Source organism: Thalassospira lucentensis (assembly GCF_001613805.1).
Classification (GTDB): Bacteria; Pseudomonadota; Alphaproteobacteria; order Rhodospirillales; family Thalassospiraceae; genus Thalassospira; species Thalassospira lucentensis_A.
The window spans coordinates 38,366-53,635 of the sequence record NZ_LPVY01000011.1 but is presented as its reverse complement, the minus strand read 5'-3'; the positions used below and the strand labels follow the sequence as shown (position 1 = coordinate 53,635).

General features: G+C 53.0%; 12 protein-coding genes. 11 read left to right on the top strand and 1 reads right to left on the bottom strand.

Annotated elements, in window-relative coordinates; all coding sequences use genetic code 11:
- Positions 1–7: 7 nt before the first annotated feature.
- Positions 8–718, bottom strand: coding sequence for a GntR family transcriptional regulator (locus AUP42_RS10260; protein ID WP_062951528.1), 711 nt, complete (start codon positions 716–718; stop codon positions 8–10).
- A gap of 127 nt (positions 719–845) precedes the next feature.
- Between AUP42_RS10260 and uxuA the strand changes: the two genes are divergently transcribed.
- From uxuA to AUP42_RS10205, 11 genes are all read left to right on the top strand, one after another.
- The gene (gene uxuA, locus AUP42_RS10255) at positions 846–2,069 is read left to right on the top strand and encodes a mannonate dehydratase (protein ID WP_062951527.1); all 1,224 of its coding nucleotides are present in this window, start codon (positions 846–848) and stop codon (positions 2,067–2,069) included.
- Complete coding sequence (locus AUP42_RS10250) at positions 2,066–3,517, top strand: mannitol dehydrogenase family protein (protein ID WP_062951526.1); 1,452 nt, start codon at positions 2,066–2,068, stop codon at positions 3,515–3,517. Before uxuA ends, AUP42_RS10250 begins: the two co-directional genes overlap by 4 nt.
- A 251-nt stretch (positions 3,518–3,768) precedes the next feature.
- Positions 3,769–4,287 (top strand): RNA polymerase sigma factor, encoded by a 519-nt coding sequence (locus tag AUP42_RS10245; protein WP_062951525.1) that lies wholly within the window; start codon positions 3,769–3,771, stop codon positions 4,285–4,287.
- A gap of 124 nt (positions 4,288–4,411) precedes the next feature.
- Positions 4,412–5,371: a FecR family protein gene (locus AUP42_RS10240; protein ID WP_062951524.1), complete on the top strand. Its 960-nt coding sequence runs from the start codon at positions 4,412–4,414 to the stop codon at positions 5,369–5,371.
- Between the two features lie 121 nt (positions 5,372–5,492).
- On the top strand, positions 5,493–7,916 hold the full coding sequence (locus AUP42_RS10235; RefSeq protein ID WP_062951523.1) for a TonB-dependent receptor: 2,424 nt from the start codon (positions 5,493–5,495) through the stop codon (positions 7,914–7,916).
- 96 nt (positions 7,917–8,012) lie between these two features.
- Complete coding sequence (locus tag AUP42_RS10230; protein ID WP_062951522.1) at positions 8,013–9,437, top strand: Y4yA family PLP-dependent enzyme; 1,425 nt, start codon at positions 8,013–8,015, stop codon at positions 9,435–9,437.
- Entirely contained in the window at positions 9,434–10,474 is a 1,041-nt protein-coding gene (locus AUP42_RS10225) for a PLP-dependent cysteine synthase family protein (protein WP_062951521.1), read from the top strand. The genes AUP42_RS10230 and AUP42_RS10225 overlap by 4 nt, the downstream gene beginning before the upstream one ends.
- Positions 10,474–10,947 (top strand): ParB N-terminal domain-containing protein, encoded by a 474-nt coding sequence (locus tag AUP42_RS10220; RefSeq protein WP_062951520.1) that lies wholly within the window; start codon positions 10,474–10,476, stop codon positions 10,945–10,947. The genes AUP42_RS10225 and AUP42_RS10220 overlap by 1 nt, the downstream gene beginning before the upstream one ends.
- On the top strand, positions 10,944–12,122 hold the full coding sequence (locus AUP42_RS10215) for an NAD/NADP-dependent octopine/nopaline dehydrogenase family protein (protein ID WP_062951519.1): 1,179 nt from the start codon (positions 10,944–10,946) through the stop codon (positions 12,120–12,122). The genes AUP42_RS10220 and AUP42_RS10215 overlap by 4 nt, the downstream gene beginning before the upstream one ends.
- Positions 12,119–14,032 carry an IucA/IucC family protein gene (locus AUP42_RS10210; RefSeq protein ID WP_082824727.1) on the top strand — a complete coding sequence of 638 codons (1,914 nt, stop codon included), beginning with the start codon at positions 12,119–12,121 and terminating at the stop codon, positions 14,030–14,032. Before AUP42_RS10215 ends, AUP42_RS10210 begins: the two co-directional genes overlap by 4 nt.
- Positions 14,029–15,270 (top strand): MFS transporter, encoded by a 1,242-nt coding sequence (locus tag AUP42_RS10205; protein ID WP_231858235.1) that lies wholly within the window; start codon positions 14,029–14,031, stop codon positions 15,268–15,270. The genes AUP42_RS10210 and AUP42_RS10205 overlap by 4 nt, the downstream gene beginning before the upstream one ends.

Genomic DNA, 15,270 nt, shown 5'->3' with positions numbered 1-15,270 from the left:
TGATGCCTTAGGGCGACAACGTGGAATTTGCGTTGTCAAAAAGCTCCGTTCTGGAGCGGGCAATATCAGGCAGCGTATGCAGAATCTCACGGAGGTGCTCACGCATGGCTGCGCTGGCTGCTTCGGGATCACGGGATGTGATCGCGGAAACAATTCGGATATGCTGTTCGATGATCTCGTTCATCGGAAACTGGAAGTAACTGAGGTAGCGCACTCGGTCGAGCTGGGCGCGAACATCCTCAACGACCTTCCATGCGTATGTCTTGCCTGCCGCTTCTGCGAGGCAGCGATGAAAATCATGATCCAGTTTCAGGAATGCACGCGCATCGCCTTCCATGGCCTTGCGCTGATCGGTGATCAGTTGTTCAAGGCGTGCCAGAAATGCATCATCGGGCTTGATTGCGACGAAACGGGCAATGTCGGCCTCGATGGCTTCGCGGACAAAACGCGCATCAAGAACGGCGGCGACGGAAATCTTTCGGACATAGGTTCCGCGTTGCGGGCGAACCTCCAAAAGGCCTTCGTCGGCAAGCTTGATGAAGGCCTCGCGGACGGGTTGGCGGCTGACATTGTAATGTTTGGCAAGTTCGGCTTCGGACAGGCGCACGCCGGGAAGCAGATCCGTGCACACGATCCGTTCGCGAATAATGCGATGGATCTGTGGGCCTACGGCCTGATCGTGTGTGATTTCCCAGTCATTTTGTTCGGGATCGCCCATCAATCTCTCCTTGCTTTTCTGAGTCATGATGCATACTACCATACTAGTCAACAAAATTATGACGTGATATTATTCCTAATCGTTATAGTCGGTGTTGAAGACACCACGCCAATACAGAGAGAAACACATGAAACAAACCTGGAGATGGTTCGGCCCGCGCGATCTGGTCAGCATTGACGATATTTGCCAGGCTGGCGCACATGGCGTGGTTTCCGCCCTTCATCATGTGCCAAGTGGTGCTGTCTGGACGCCGGATGAGATTGCCAAACGTCATGCCGAAATCGCGACCATGAAGGATGGGGCGCCTTCGGGCCTTACCTGGGATGTCGTCGAAAGTCTTCCGGTTTCCGAATCGATCAAACGGCAGGTAGGTCCGTGGCGCGATCATATCGCAGCCTACAAGCAAAGCCTGTGTAACCTTGCCGATTCCGGGATCAACATCGTTTGCTATAACTTCATGCCGGTTCTTGACTGGACCCGAACCCATCTGAGCTGGCGTCTGTCAAACGGCGCAACCTGCATGCGATTTGATCTGGTCGACTTTGTTGCATTTGATCTGTTCATTCTGAACCGCGATGGTGCTGTCGATGATTATCCGGCCGCAATTGTTGCGGATGCAAAAAGTCGTTTCGCACAAATGTCCGAAGATCGCCGTAGTGAACTTGAACGGACGGTTGCCTTCGGCTTGCCCGGTTCGGTCGAGAACCTCTCGCTGGATGATTTGCGTGCGTTGCTTGCAACCTATGCCGATATTGATGCCGATACGCTTCGTAGCAATCTGGTTGCCTTCCTTGAGGAAGTCGTACCTGTCGCACGCGAGGTTGGTATTCGCATGTGCTGCCATCCCGACGATCCGCCCTTTGCCCTTTTGGGATTGTCGCGGATCATGTCGACCGAGGCCGACTATGCCTACATCATGCAGGCGGTGGATCTTCCAGAAAATGGCATAACGCTATGTTCCGGGTCGCTGGGTGTACATCCGGAAAATGATTTGCCGGGGATGATGAAACGCTTGGGTGACCGTGTGCATTTCATTCATCTGCGCAATACAAAACGCGAAAGCGAAGGTCTGCCATGCAGCTTCCATGAAGCGGAGCATCTGGATGGCGATACCAACATGGTCGATCTGATCGAGGAAATCCTGCGCGAAGAGGCACGTCGCAAAGCAGCGGGACGTGCTGACTGGAACATTCCGATGCGTCCGGATCATGGGCAGGATATTCTTGATGACTTGAACCGCAAGGGGCAGCCGGGTTATCCGGCGATTGGGCGCCTCAAGGGCCTTGCCGAGTTGCGCGGTGTGATGACGGCACTTTCGGCAAGGTTTGATTTGCTTGAGGCCCCAAAATGACATCTTCCGATAATTCCGCTAATGCACCCGACGCAGATAGCGCAACGGCCGGTATCGTCCATATCGGTATCGGTGCCTTCCACCGGGCCCATCAGGCAGTTTATACCGACGTGGCAATGCGGGCCAAAGGCGGGAACTGGCGCATTATCGGTGTCAGTTTGCGCAGCACTGACATTGTCGATGCTCTGAACGCTCAGGATTGCGCCTTTACGGTGATTGAACGTCATCCTGACGGCCCCAAAGCCCTTAGGATCACCAGCCTGTCAAAGGCAATTGCGGCTTCGCGTGATATTGCACCGGTTTTGGACGCGCTTGCCGATCCGGCAATCGGGATCGTGACCATCACGGTTACCGAAAAGGCATATGGCATTGATCGGGTGTTGGGGGCGGTTCAGGCGGAACATCCGGCTGTGAAACATGATCTGGCAAATTCCACCACGCCAACCGGGCTTCTCGGAATCTTGGTTGCCGGGCTGAAGCGCCGCAAACAGGCAGGCATTCGACCGTTTACTGTCGTTTCCTGTGATAACCTGCCATCGAACGGAGTGTTGTTGCGCAACGGTGTGATTGACTTTGCCAAGCGTGTCGACCCGGACCTGGCAGGTTGGATCGCGGATAACGTTTCCTTTCCCTCAACGATGGTTGATCGGATTACGCCAGCGGCGACAGCTCGCACGTTTGAAGATGCCAAAATTTTGACTGGCATGGACGATCCGGCTGCAATTGAAACCGAACCATTTTCGCAGTGGGTTATCGAGGATGATTTCCCCGATGGCAGGCCCGCCTGGGAAAAAGCCGGTGCGATTCTGGTTCACGATGTCGAGCCATACGAACTTATGAAACTTCGTATGCTTAACGGCAACCATTCCCTGATCGCCTATTTGGGGCAAGTCGGTGATTACCGCTATGTTCGCGATGCAATGGCAAATGAGGCCTTCTCGCAACTTGTTGCGCAACATATGGAAAATGCTGCCGCAACGATGGCACCGCTTGCCGGGATTGATTTTTCCGATTACGGGGCGGAATTGGTCGAACGTTTCCGCAATCCCGAAATCGCACACGAAACCCGTCAGATTGCCATGGATGGCACGGAAAAACTCCCGCAGCGGATTTTCTCCCCGGCTTGTGACCTGCCGCAGGAAAGCAAGATGCTCGGCACGTTTGCCCTTTGTTTTGCTGCCTGGATGGCGGTTATGCGTCAACGTGTCAATGCAGCGCCAGACGGAGCTGCTGAATTGCTCAATGATCCGCGTGCAAACGAAATCATGGAAGCACTGGCGGATCATCAGGATGCAGCGGGGATATACGAAAAACTGTCCGGGCTTAAGGGCTGGATGCCCAAACAGTTGGAGGATAGCCCGTTCTGGCGTGAAGCCGTGATTGAACGCCTGTCGATACTAATGTCGGACGGCGCCGATGCCGCCATCAGGCACGAGATCAGTGCATGACATTGCTTTAGTTTCCTCTAGTCGATGAATGCATGATCGAAAGGGCATTTGATTAACCCGTAGCCATAGGGACGCATTTTTGCCGATGCTTCATGTGGTTTTGATTGGTGCGGCCATAAAACATATCAATAATATTGAAAGTGATTATCATTACTGATACGGTCCGCTCGTCACCGTTGTGGGGGCTGTCTGTCGGGGCTCGTAAAACGGGCCGTTTGGCAGGGTTTCATAGGCAATGATAGAACCTGCGCATGAGTTTCTGGAGGAACACACTTGCAAAGCTGTTCGAAGACCATCGGCGCCAGCTTGTCGCGATGGTGGTTCGGCGGATACGTGATCGTGAAGTTGCGGCCGAACTTGTGCAGGACGTCTATGCGCGCCTGATGCAGTCCGGTGATTGCGGGGAACCGGAAGCCAATACAAAGATGCTTTATGCATCCGTACGCAATGCGGTCATCGATCATCACCGCAGCAGCTTTGGCCGTGCGCAGGCAATGAACGGGGTTCTCCCGGCTCAGCTCTGGCTGTGCGAAACGTCATCTCCTTACGATCATGCCGAAGCCCGTCAGGCGCTTTCTGCGCTGGATCGCGCCTTGCTGGAACTTTCACCAAAGGCGCGCGAAATGTTCATCCTTCATCGTGTCGACGGCATATCCAACGCGAAACTGGCGAAAAAGTACGGGATTTCTATCAGTGCGGTGGAAAAACAACTGGCCCGGACCATGCGCCATTGCCAGGAACGACTGGCAGCCTATCGCGACGACGCCTGATAAATCCCTTACGCTCCTTGAGGATATTTTATCGTCATCCGTTATTGTATATAGAAAGGGAATTTGGCGGGTCACATCATTTGCTGGTATGAACGTCACATCATAACGGGCGAACCGGGAACCTATGCAAGGCGCTTTTGAACCGACTGAAAAGCAAAAGGACGAAGCGGCAATCTGGCACGCAAGGCGCGCTGGAGGGTCGTTGTCTGCTGTGCAGGAATACGAGTTCGAAGAATGGCTGAATGCAGACCGGAACAACCGGCTGGCTTTTGACCAGATGCGTGTGCTTTGGGCCCGGATCGAAGAACCCTCAAGGCGTTTGGCGCAGACACGAAAAAAGCCCATGCTTTCCGGTTTCCTGTCAATGTTTCGGCCCCGGCGCTCCTTTGCCGCACTTGCAGGAATGGCGTTTGTTGCTGGCGCGATCTTTTTCCTGCATCCCGATTTTATTGATAATATTCAGGCCGATATCGTTAGTGGTCAGTCAAATGTCACGGCGGTTGAATTGCCCGATGGTTCGGTTGTGCGGCTTGCCGCAAACAGTGCCCTATCGACCAACTTTGGTGGTGGTCGCCGGGAGATACAATTATTGCGCGGGCAGGCATTTTTTGAAGTTGTTCATCGCAACGGCGATTCGTTCAGAGTCCATACCGGTGACGTGACAGTGCAGGTCGTTGGCACCCGGTTCAATGTGGATCGTCTTTCACAACAGACTGTTGTGATTGTCGAGGACGGGGCTGTTCGTGTGTCAAGCGCGCAGGATGAAAACGGTGTTCTGCTGGGACCGGGGCAGCAGGTTGTTGTCAATGACGGAACACTTTTGCCATCCGAAATCGGTGATGTCGGACTTGCGCTATCCTGGATGAAGGGGCGTCTTAGTGTGCACAACATGCCCGTCTCAGAGCTGACCGCCCGGTTGGAAAACTTTGACGAAGGTCGCATCGTTGTGATTGGCGATGTAGGAACGCGCAGTATTTCCGGCAGTTTTCCGACAACCGATATCCCCGGATCGCTTGAAACTGTTGCCGATGCAATTGGCGCAAAGGTCGTTAGAACCTTGCCATGGTTGACAGTTATTTATTGAGATTGCGAAAAATTCGCAAAAAATCATCCTCCGATGTGAGGACTCTTATTTCCCGTTCGTTTGTCTTTTTAGATGCAGGGGGGGACCTGCCTGACAGAAAAGACGTTTATGGAGCGGGAAGTTGGAATTCAAACAAGCAAGAACAAGAACATACTCTCTGATTTCGGTATTGCTGGTTTCAACCGCAATGGCCGTGCCAGCAACATCGGGGGCGCTGGCGGCAAATGTGCAGACCGAAATTGCACAGGCGACCTATTCATTTGATATCTCGGTTTCCTCCCTTGCTGAAGGGGTTGCTGAAATCGGTGCCGCATCAGGCTGGCGGATCGCCTATACGATTGATCTGCCGTCTATCGATGGTGCGCGCGATATTCGCGGCGATATGACCGTTCCCGCCGCGATAGATGCATTGCTGCGCGGTACCGGACTTTCCTATCGTGAAGCCGGGGAAAATTCCCTGATCCTGATCGACCCGGCGGCGGAAGCCGGGCAAAGCGGTGCGGCGGTTGTTGATCCGATCCGCGTTGAAGCCAACAGCACGCAATCCGATCTGCCGCCCGCCTATGCCGGTGGCCAGGTTGCGACCGGTGGCCGTCTTGGCATGCTGGGTAACACGGACATCATGGACGCGCCGGTCAGCATCACGAGTTATACCAGCGAAAAGATTGCCGATCAGCAGGCCCAGACGATTGCGGATGTTCTTAAAAACGATCCATCGGTCAGGACGCCCAATAGCAGCGGTGGTATGCTCGATACTTATCAGATCCGCGGTTTCAATGTGAATACCGGCAACTCTGGTGAAATGGCGTTCAGCGGGGTTTACGGTGTTGCGCCAACCTATCGCGCATTATCCGGGTTTGCCGAGCGTGTTGAAGTTCTGAAAGGGCCAGCAGCTCTTCTTGCCGGAATGGCACCTAATAGCGGTGTCGGCGGTGTCATCAATATTGTTCCAAAACGTGCCGGTGACGAAGATCTTAACCGGGGCAGTGCGGATTATGGACTTGGTGAGCAGGCAGGTGGCAATGTTGATTTCAGCCGCAGATATGGCGATGACGGTGAGTTCGGGGTTCGCTTTAACGGTGGATATCACAATGGTGATACTTATCTGGACCATCAGACACGCGAAACGTCACTTGGCGCACTTGCCCTAGATTATCGTGGAGATGATCTGCGGCTATCGCTTGACGTTATTGATCAGCGTGAAAACCTGAATGCTCCCTTTCGCGAATATCGTATTGCTTCCGGCTTAACGATGCCGTCTGCACCTGACGGTAATAAAAATGTTACTCACGACTGGGAGTGGTCAGATGCCGTTGATCAGTCTGCCGTACTTCAGGGTGAATACGACCTTGATAACAGTTTCACTCTGTTTGGCAGTTTTGGTGGTGGCAAGACCGAAGTGGATCGTTTGTTCGGTTATCCGATCATCCGGGCAAATGACGGAACGATTGAAGATGACAGTCTGTCGTTCATGCGCTTTCAGACAGAAAGATGGACTGCGAGTACCGGTGTAAGAAGCGAATTTGAGACACTCGAGGTCAAGCATAAGGTCACACTGGAAGCCAGCCGTTATGAAGATACCTTCAAGCGTGGGCAGGTTTTCTCGACAACTGATCCATTTTCCAACATTTACAATCCCGTGGCAAACGCACCGATTGCTGTGGCGGCGCCTGCGTCAAAACCAAAGATATCTGAATCCGATATGACCGGTGTTGCTTTGGCAGACACAATGTCGATTTGGGATGAGCGGTTTTTGGTAACAGTTGGTGCGCGCCAGCAGCGCGTTGAAACCAATAACTTCAGCGCTACGACAGGTGCTGTAACGGCTGCATACGATAAAAGCGTTGTCACTCCGATGGCTGGCGTGGTGTTCAAGCCTTGGGAAAATGTTTCTGTCTACGCAAACTATCTCGAAGGTCTTAGCAAAGGTGCGAACGCACCCATAACCGGCGAAGCCTTGTCGCCTTATGTCGCTGAACAGATCGAAACGGGTGTGAAGTTGGACTTCGGTTCAATAAGCACGACAGCAGCGATTTTCCAGATCACGAAGCCCTTTGCCCAAAATGTGAGTGGCAGTTATGAAAGCGACGGCGAACAGCGGAACCGAGGGTTTGAACTGAACGTCTTTGGGGAGGTGACGCCAAATGTACGATTGTTGGGTGGCGTCATGTTCCTTGATGCGGAACTGACTAAAACCAACAGTTCTACGACCCGCGGAAATAGCGCTGTCGGGACACCTGAAATGCAGGTCAACCTGACCGCTGAATGGGATACTCCCTTTGTCAAAGGGATGACGCTAAGCGGGACAATCACCCATACGTCGGAACAGTATATCGATACTGCCAATACTCAGGACATTCCCGACTGGACCACACTTGATTTGGGGCTACGCTACAAAACCTCGATCGGTGAAACACCTATTACATTCCGTGCCACCATCCAGAACGTTACTGATGAAGACTATTGGTACGGAGTCAACGAATTCAGCATGGTTTCCGTCGGGGCACCCCGTACGGCTCTGCTGTCTGTTACCGCTGATTTCTAATGGCGTGGGCGGCATCTTTTAAGGTGCCGCCTGGTCCACTAGTTTATCAAAAAAAGGACATCGAAAAGATGCCAACCATTTTACGGGATGGAGCAAATGAACTTTTTATCAAGGGACCATATTGAGCAATCCGGTTTGCAGCCGGTTCTTTCCTTGCCGCCAATCCTTGATCCGATGATCGGTGGCCTGCTGTCCGGGCAGGGCCGGCGATTACCCGATCTTATTGGTCGGTTCGGTTCACCGCTGAATATCGTTTTTCCTCATATCCTTGGCCAAAATCTGGCGCGAATGAGTGATGTGTTTAACCGTCACGCTGTAACGCCGAAAATTTTTTATGCCGCAAAAGTTAATAAGTCGCATTCTCTTGTTTCTGCGGCGATTGATCTTGGGCTGGGTGTCGATGTTTCAAGTCGCTATGAATTGCACGATGCACTTTCCTGTGGCTGTACAGGGGAAATGATATGTGCGTCCGGTCCGGCGAAACCGCGCGTTTTTCATCAAGAACTGATAGATGCCAATGCCTTGATTTCGGTTGATTCCGTTGAAGAGTTGGCCGATCTCGCAGAGCTGGCGCTCAGCCGGGAACGGCAAAAAAGAATTCGTATTCTTCTGCGCTACCGTCCGATTAATGCGCATACCAGCAGGTTCGGTATTGCACCGGAATATATGCAATCCGCCCTGCGGTCTGTTGTTCAGCATAGCGAATGCTTTGCCTTTGAAGGTTTTCACTTCCATCTGGGCGGTTATGCGCCGGAAAACCGGGTACAGGCATTTTGTGAGATTTCCGAATGGGTCCGGTTTGCCGCCGAACTTGATCTGGCGGTTTCCATGATTGATATCGGCGGTGGCTTGCCGGTCCGTTATGTCGAACCCGATGTTTATGCAGCGTTTCTGGCAAGTCAGGACAGTGATCATTATCGCAACGGCGTCGTGCCGCAGTCTTTCTATCCTTACGGCGGGGCAATCGACGCAGCGGAATGGATCGACAGGTTCCTGCTTTCGCCCGGTCCGGGCGATATGACGATCGCGCAATATCTGCGTGCCAATGGAATTACGCTTGGTCTTGAACCGGGGCGCAGCCTTGTCGATCAAACGGCAATTTCCGTTTTTCGTATCACGCGGGTCAAGGATCTTGCCAATGGAACGGCTGTTCTTTTTGTCGAAGGCAGCAGTTTCAGTGCCTGCGAAACCTGGTTCGCATCGGAATTTCTGGTCGATCCCATTTTGATCAGCAGCCGTGTCCCCAACCGTCGGGGATCAGATGTCGCATCGGAAGATGGGGGCGTGCGGGCCTATGTTGCGGGGCACAGCTGCCTCGACGAGGACATCATTTCCAACCGACTGATTTCCTTTCCGAGCAAACCGCAAAACGGTGACTTGCTCGTTTATGGCAATACGGCCGGATATCAAATGGACCTTCTGGAAAACGAATTCCATCGGGTTCCCATGCCACGCCGCATTTCCATCAGCACCGATCTGGCAACAGTTCAACCGGACGATCACAAGGGAGCATCCCGATGATACAGACCAAAGTAACCAATTTGATCGGAAATACCCCGTTACTCGAACTTCCCGTTTCGGCGCCCAATGCGCGCTTCTTGCTCAAGATCGAAAAAAACAACCCAGGCGGCAGCATGAAGGACCGCATGGCACGCAGTATGGTTATGGCCGCAATCGCCGATGGCAGATTATCCGAAGGCGGCACAATTGTTGAGTCCTCATCGGGTAATACCGGCATCGGGCTGGCAATTGTCGCGGCCGAGTTGGGGTTACGGTTCATTGCTGTCGTCGATCATCACGCCGCACCGGACAAGCTGGCAGTGATGAAGGCGATGGGGGCTGAACTTTGCTTTGTTCAAGGTGATTACGCCGAGGATGAAGTGGCCGTCGTTGAACGTCAGCGTCTTGCTGCGGAACTTGGTTCGACGATCCCCGGCGCGATATTTATGAACCAGTCTGACAACCCCGCCAACCCGGCGGGCTATCAGGGGTTTGTTGACGAACTGATTGCCCAGACCGGGGGCGAGATTCATGCATTTTGTGGATGCACCGGCACAGGTGGGTCTTTAACCGGAATTGCAACCGGTCTTAAAAAATTCAACCGGGATATCCGAACCGTCGGTGTCGAGCCAAAGGGGTCAATCGTATTTGGCCTGCCCGGTCACCCCTATTACCAATCCGGAACCGGAACGCCAAAAGGCGACGAGGTCGGCAAGGTCCTTGATTACAATGTGATTGATATTGGGACCCAGGTGGGGGATGCCGAGGCATTTGAGACGGCGCGTTATGTTGCGCAAAATACCGGGCTTTTAGTCGGCGGCTCGACCGGTGGTGCGATTTATGCTGCTCTTGAACATATTCATGCGGGCAAAATCGGCGGCACCGTTGTCTGCGCGGTCGCCGATGGCGGCGAAAAATATCTGCATACGGTTTTTGATGAAAAATGGTTGGCCGAACGCAACCTGCTTAACGACGGTGTCTGGCGACAGATGGCGCAATGGATGCCGCTTGAGCGCGGATATATTGCGCGTTCCGAACCGCTCGGAGACGTCGCATAATGACCATTACACAACAGAAATGGCCGATTGTCCTGATTGATCCGCATCGCCTGCGTAGACATGAAGAACATGATGCTGCTCATGCTTGTGCTTTACATGATGCGATACTCGCCGCTGGTGTATGGACAACGCCAATCATCGTCGAATGGGAAGACTTGATTGTCATGGACGGGCATCATCGCCTGTCGGTTGCCTGTGCCGCGGGTCTTTCGCAGGTCCCATGTCTGATGGCGGATTATCAATCTGTCCGGGTTGAATCGCGTCGGGCGGAATTTGTTGTGACACCCAACGATATTCGGCAACGTGCCCGCACCGGATTGCTGTATCCGCCAAAAACCACACGACATCATATTCCATCGGAATGGAATTCATGCTGCGCGGTTGAACTTGCAGCATTGCGCAAGATTACTGCGCCGAACTGTGCGTGGGCGCATAGCCTTCTTCCCAATCCGGAAGACAGGTGCGCGGTATGAGACAACAGCAAGAAACCCACGGTCCTCTTCGGATCGTGATTTGTGGCGGTGGTCGAACCGGGCATCTCAATGCTGTCTTGTTCAAGAAAATTCCTCATGTTGAAGTCAGATTGCTGACCGGGAACGAGGTTGTTGTTAAGGCGCACAATAACGGGGAAAACATACGTGCCTTACTGCCGGAAGGTGGTGAAATGAGTGCCCGGCTTGATGGTGCAAGCACCTATCCGGCTAATGTCTTGGCTGGTGCGGATATTGTTATCATCACTTTGCCAGCCCACGCCCGTATGGACTTACTGCGTCAGATTAAGCCGTGTTTGCCAAAGGACAAACCCGTCTTCGTCGGGGCCATTCCCGGATTTTGCGGCTTTGACTGGCTGGCAGAAAACATTCTGGATGGCAATCCCAATGTCGTGATCTGGGGCATGAAGGATGTGCCGCACACGGCATTTGAACTCGATCCCGGTCGGACCATCAGAATGGGTGGGGCCAAAAGTGTTTTGCATGTCGCAACTCACGACCGCGAGACGGATGAGGCCCGCAGTCAATTGATCGGACATCTGAACCGTTTGTATGAGTCCCCGGTCGAACTCTTGGATAGCTTCCTTGAAATCACACTGACGCCGGGCAACCCGATTATGCATAGTTCGGTGATCTACGGACTGATTGGTCCGTTTGGCCAATGGCATAACAGGACGTTTTCTTCGCCGATCTGCTGGTGGTCCGAATGCCCGGAAGTTGGGGCATATTTTTTGGAACGCTGCGATGCCGAAAGTCAGGCGCTTTGTGCCAGACTTGAACAGGTACTTTCAGCCGATCTTTCATCGGTCCGGCCATTGAAGGATGAAATCATTGATGCCTACGGTGATCAGATCGCAGATTGCCACACCATGCTTTCGGTTTTGCGCAGTAACCGGGCCTATGATGGAATAAAGGCCCCGCTTGTTCCCGCTGGCGAGGGAATTGATGGGCTGATCATGGACCCACAAAGCCGGGCTTTTCAGGAAGATGTTGCTTTCGGTCTTGCCCTACTGGTCGAGATGGGGCGTCGTCTGTCCGTTTCCCTGCCGCATATCGAAGAAATTTTTGACTGGAGTGTTGCCTATATGGGGGGGCTCAAGGTGTCTTCGCTGGATTACTTCCCGGCGAACTGGCCGATTGAAAGTAACAGGTCATGAACAACAATATTCCCATCAATGTCACCACAAATAACCTATCGTCTGGCACCAGCAGCTATTCCGAAATTGAATATGCGCAGGCAAATGCATTGCGTCGGATTGTCCGATGTCTGTTCGCCGAACGCATCATTGATCCTGATCGTCTGGTTTGTGATCCGGATGGCCGAAGTGCCAAAGTCGAGCTGAGGGCTAGCAATACAACAGTTTGGTTCGAGGATATCGAACAAGCACCGGCCAATACCGTTATTAATCATGGTTCGATCAAGGTCCGTAGTTCTGATGGCGACTGGCATGTAATTTCAACCGGGGCAGAATTGATCGATCTGATGTTGCCCGATTTTGATTTTGTGCCCGCCGATACCAATGGCGAAAACCTTAAGCGTGATATTGCCAACAGCATTGAAAATGATGCCGAGGCCCGCCGGTTTCGGGAAAAGTGGAATGCGGAGCTGGCAAACAATATTGCCGCCAGTGGGGCGCGCGGTCTGATTGACTATGCGCGTCGACAATTCGATACCCGTGATGCATCCATCATGCTTGATCAATGGGGATCGTTGGAAGGGCATCCGTTCTATCCGACATGGAAAACCAAACCGAACCTGACGTCGGCAGAAGTTGCTTCTTTGTCACCAGAATGTGCAGCAGTTGTCCCCGTGCGTGTGGCCGCGTTGCGCGCAGATATGGCCCATCTTGAACATATGCCTCATATCACCGACCTGCATCTCTGGTTTGCGGAAAACCTGCCAACGGTTTACCGCGACTGGAAAAATGGTCTGATGAATAATGGCCACGAACAGCGCGACTGGTTGCCTCTTCCCATTCATGGCTGGCATCTTGAACATTACGTAAAATCGCATTTCTCTAATGAAATCAATCAGGGTATTCTGATCATTGATGGGCCGGATCTCGAAACACGACCCAGCATGTCATTTCGCACGATGTTGCCGACCGATCCGCAAAACAGCCCGTTTATCAAATTGCCGGTGGCGATCTGGTTGACCAGTGAATTGCGAAGTTTACAGGCAAAGTCCATCCATATGGGACCACGCATCAGTACGGTAATCAGCGAAATCCTCGCGGCTGAGAACGGCTTTGACGAGACGCTTGAAGTCTTTACCGAAGATGTTGGCATTCATTACAAACATGCGATCCGTCAGGACGATGCAGAAGGCAAACTTCTGTCCGTGATATTCCGTGCAACCAAGGGGCGGCTTGATCGGAATGATGGTCTGTTGCCGGTAACTGTTGCGGCACTTCTGACCCGCAATCCGTCGGTTGATGCACCGCTGATTGCCGAAATGGTTGATGGGTCGAACGGGCGGGCATCGAAGCCGGATGTCACTGATTTCTTCCGTCGTTATGCGCGTGCGGTCATTCATCCAGTCATTCAAATCTATCTGATGTATGGCATCGCACTTGAAGCCCATCAGCAAAATACATCAATTCTGTTTGATGAAACGGGTACACCGGTCCGTATGTTGATCCGTGATTTTGGTGATGGGCGAACCTTCGCGCCGTTGCTTAATGAACGGGGATACGATCTGAAGTCCTATTACTACAAGGGCATTTTGCCGACGGTCTTTGATGACGATATCGAACCGGTTAGATCATTTGTGATTGATGCCTGTTTCGTCTGTCATTTGCACGAAATGGCCCTGACGCTTAGCCATCATTACGAACTTGATGACGACGTCCTTTGGCAGGTCATGGGCGAAGAAACCGCGCGTGCATTTGCTCATGCAAAGCCCCGTGTCAGTTCCGCCGCATTCTGGCAGGAGGAACGGGAAATTTTCCTGACGCATGACTGGTCGACGCGATCCGTGTTGCGCATGCATTTGCAAAAATACGCGGATTATCGGGTTCAGCATCAGCTTCCCAATCCGATGACCGCGGGATCGAAGCCTGCATGATGACGGGCGGCATACAGACATTGTCCATTCGCTGGCAGATACATCTTCTGTTTATCATCCAGCTGGTCTCGATGGGCGCGATGGAGATGAGCGGGCCGTTCTGGCCCGTTCATTTGCGTTCATTAAGCCAATCAGACGACCTGTTCACATTTGCCAGTATTGCGGTCTATGTCGGGCCGATGCTGGGCATCATGCTGACCAGCACGTTCTGGGGGCGGCTTGGGGACCGGTTCGGGCATAAGGCGATGATGATGCGCGCCCTTTTCGGGCTTGCGATTACCCAGCTTGCGCTGGCCTATGCCAATGACGTGTGGCTGATCCTGATGTTGCGGTTCCTGCAAGGGGCGTGTGCGGGCTATATTGCGCCGGCACAGGCTTATGGCGTCAGCATCGAAAGTCCGGCACGGCGGGCAAAGCTTTTTGCCTATCTTCAGGTTTCAACCAATGTCGGGTCGCTTGGCGGCGCATTGGTCGGTGGTGTGATCCTTGATCATGCGGCTTTCTTCTGGATCAACTTTTCAGCAGCCATTCTGTGCGCCGTTTGTCTGGGTTCGGTCTGGGCATTTTTGCCGGTTGTGGTGCCAAAAGATGCAGGGCGTGGTGCCGTTGTCAATGTCGCACCCACGGAAAAGATTAGCATTTTGCGATCACCACAGATCGTATCTCTTCTGACCATTCTGGGTGTTTTGTTGCTGGGCCGGATGGTGACACAATCGCCGTTTTCGATTTATGTGCTGAACATCTTTGATGTCGGCAACTGGATTGTCGGTCTTTGCTATGGCTTGCTGGCACTTGGTTTTGTCGTTTCAGCATCCCTTTGGGCACGCCATTTCGAAGGGCGTGCCGCGCGCGATGTTCTGGGCGGCATGTGTCTGGTGATTGCCGGATGTGTTGTGGTGACCTTGCTGGCCGGCGCCACCCGGTCGATCTTTGTTTTTACCGCGATGTATTTCATCTGGGGGGTGTTGCTTGGCGCGACGACGCCGGTATTGACCGCCCTTGTGTCACGCGCGGCGGGTGATTACCGTCAGGGGCATGTGCTTGGCCTTGCACAAAGTACGGCGCAATTTGCATCCATCGCGGGCATCGCCCTTGGCGGCTGGTTCAGTCAGGCCGCCGGTCTTTCAAATATCTATTTTCTTGTCGGTCTTGTCTACGCCATCGGGTTTGTCCTGACCGTTTTTGCACGTGCGCGTGCATTCACGAGTGCCCGACCATCAGAAATTCCCGGAGAATAA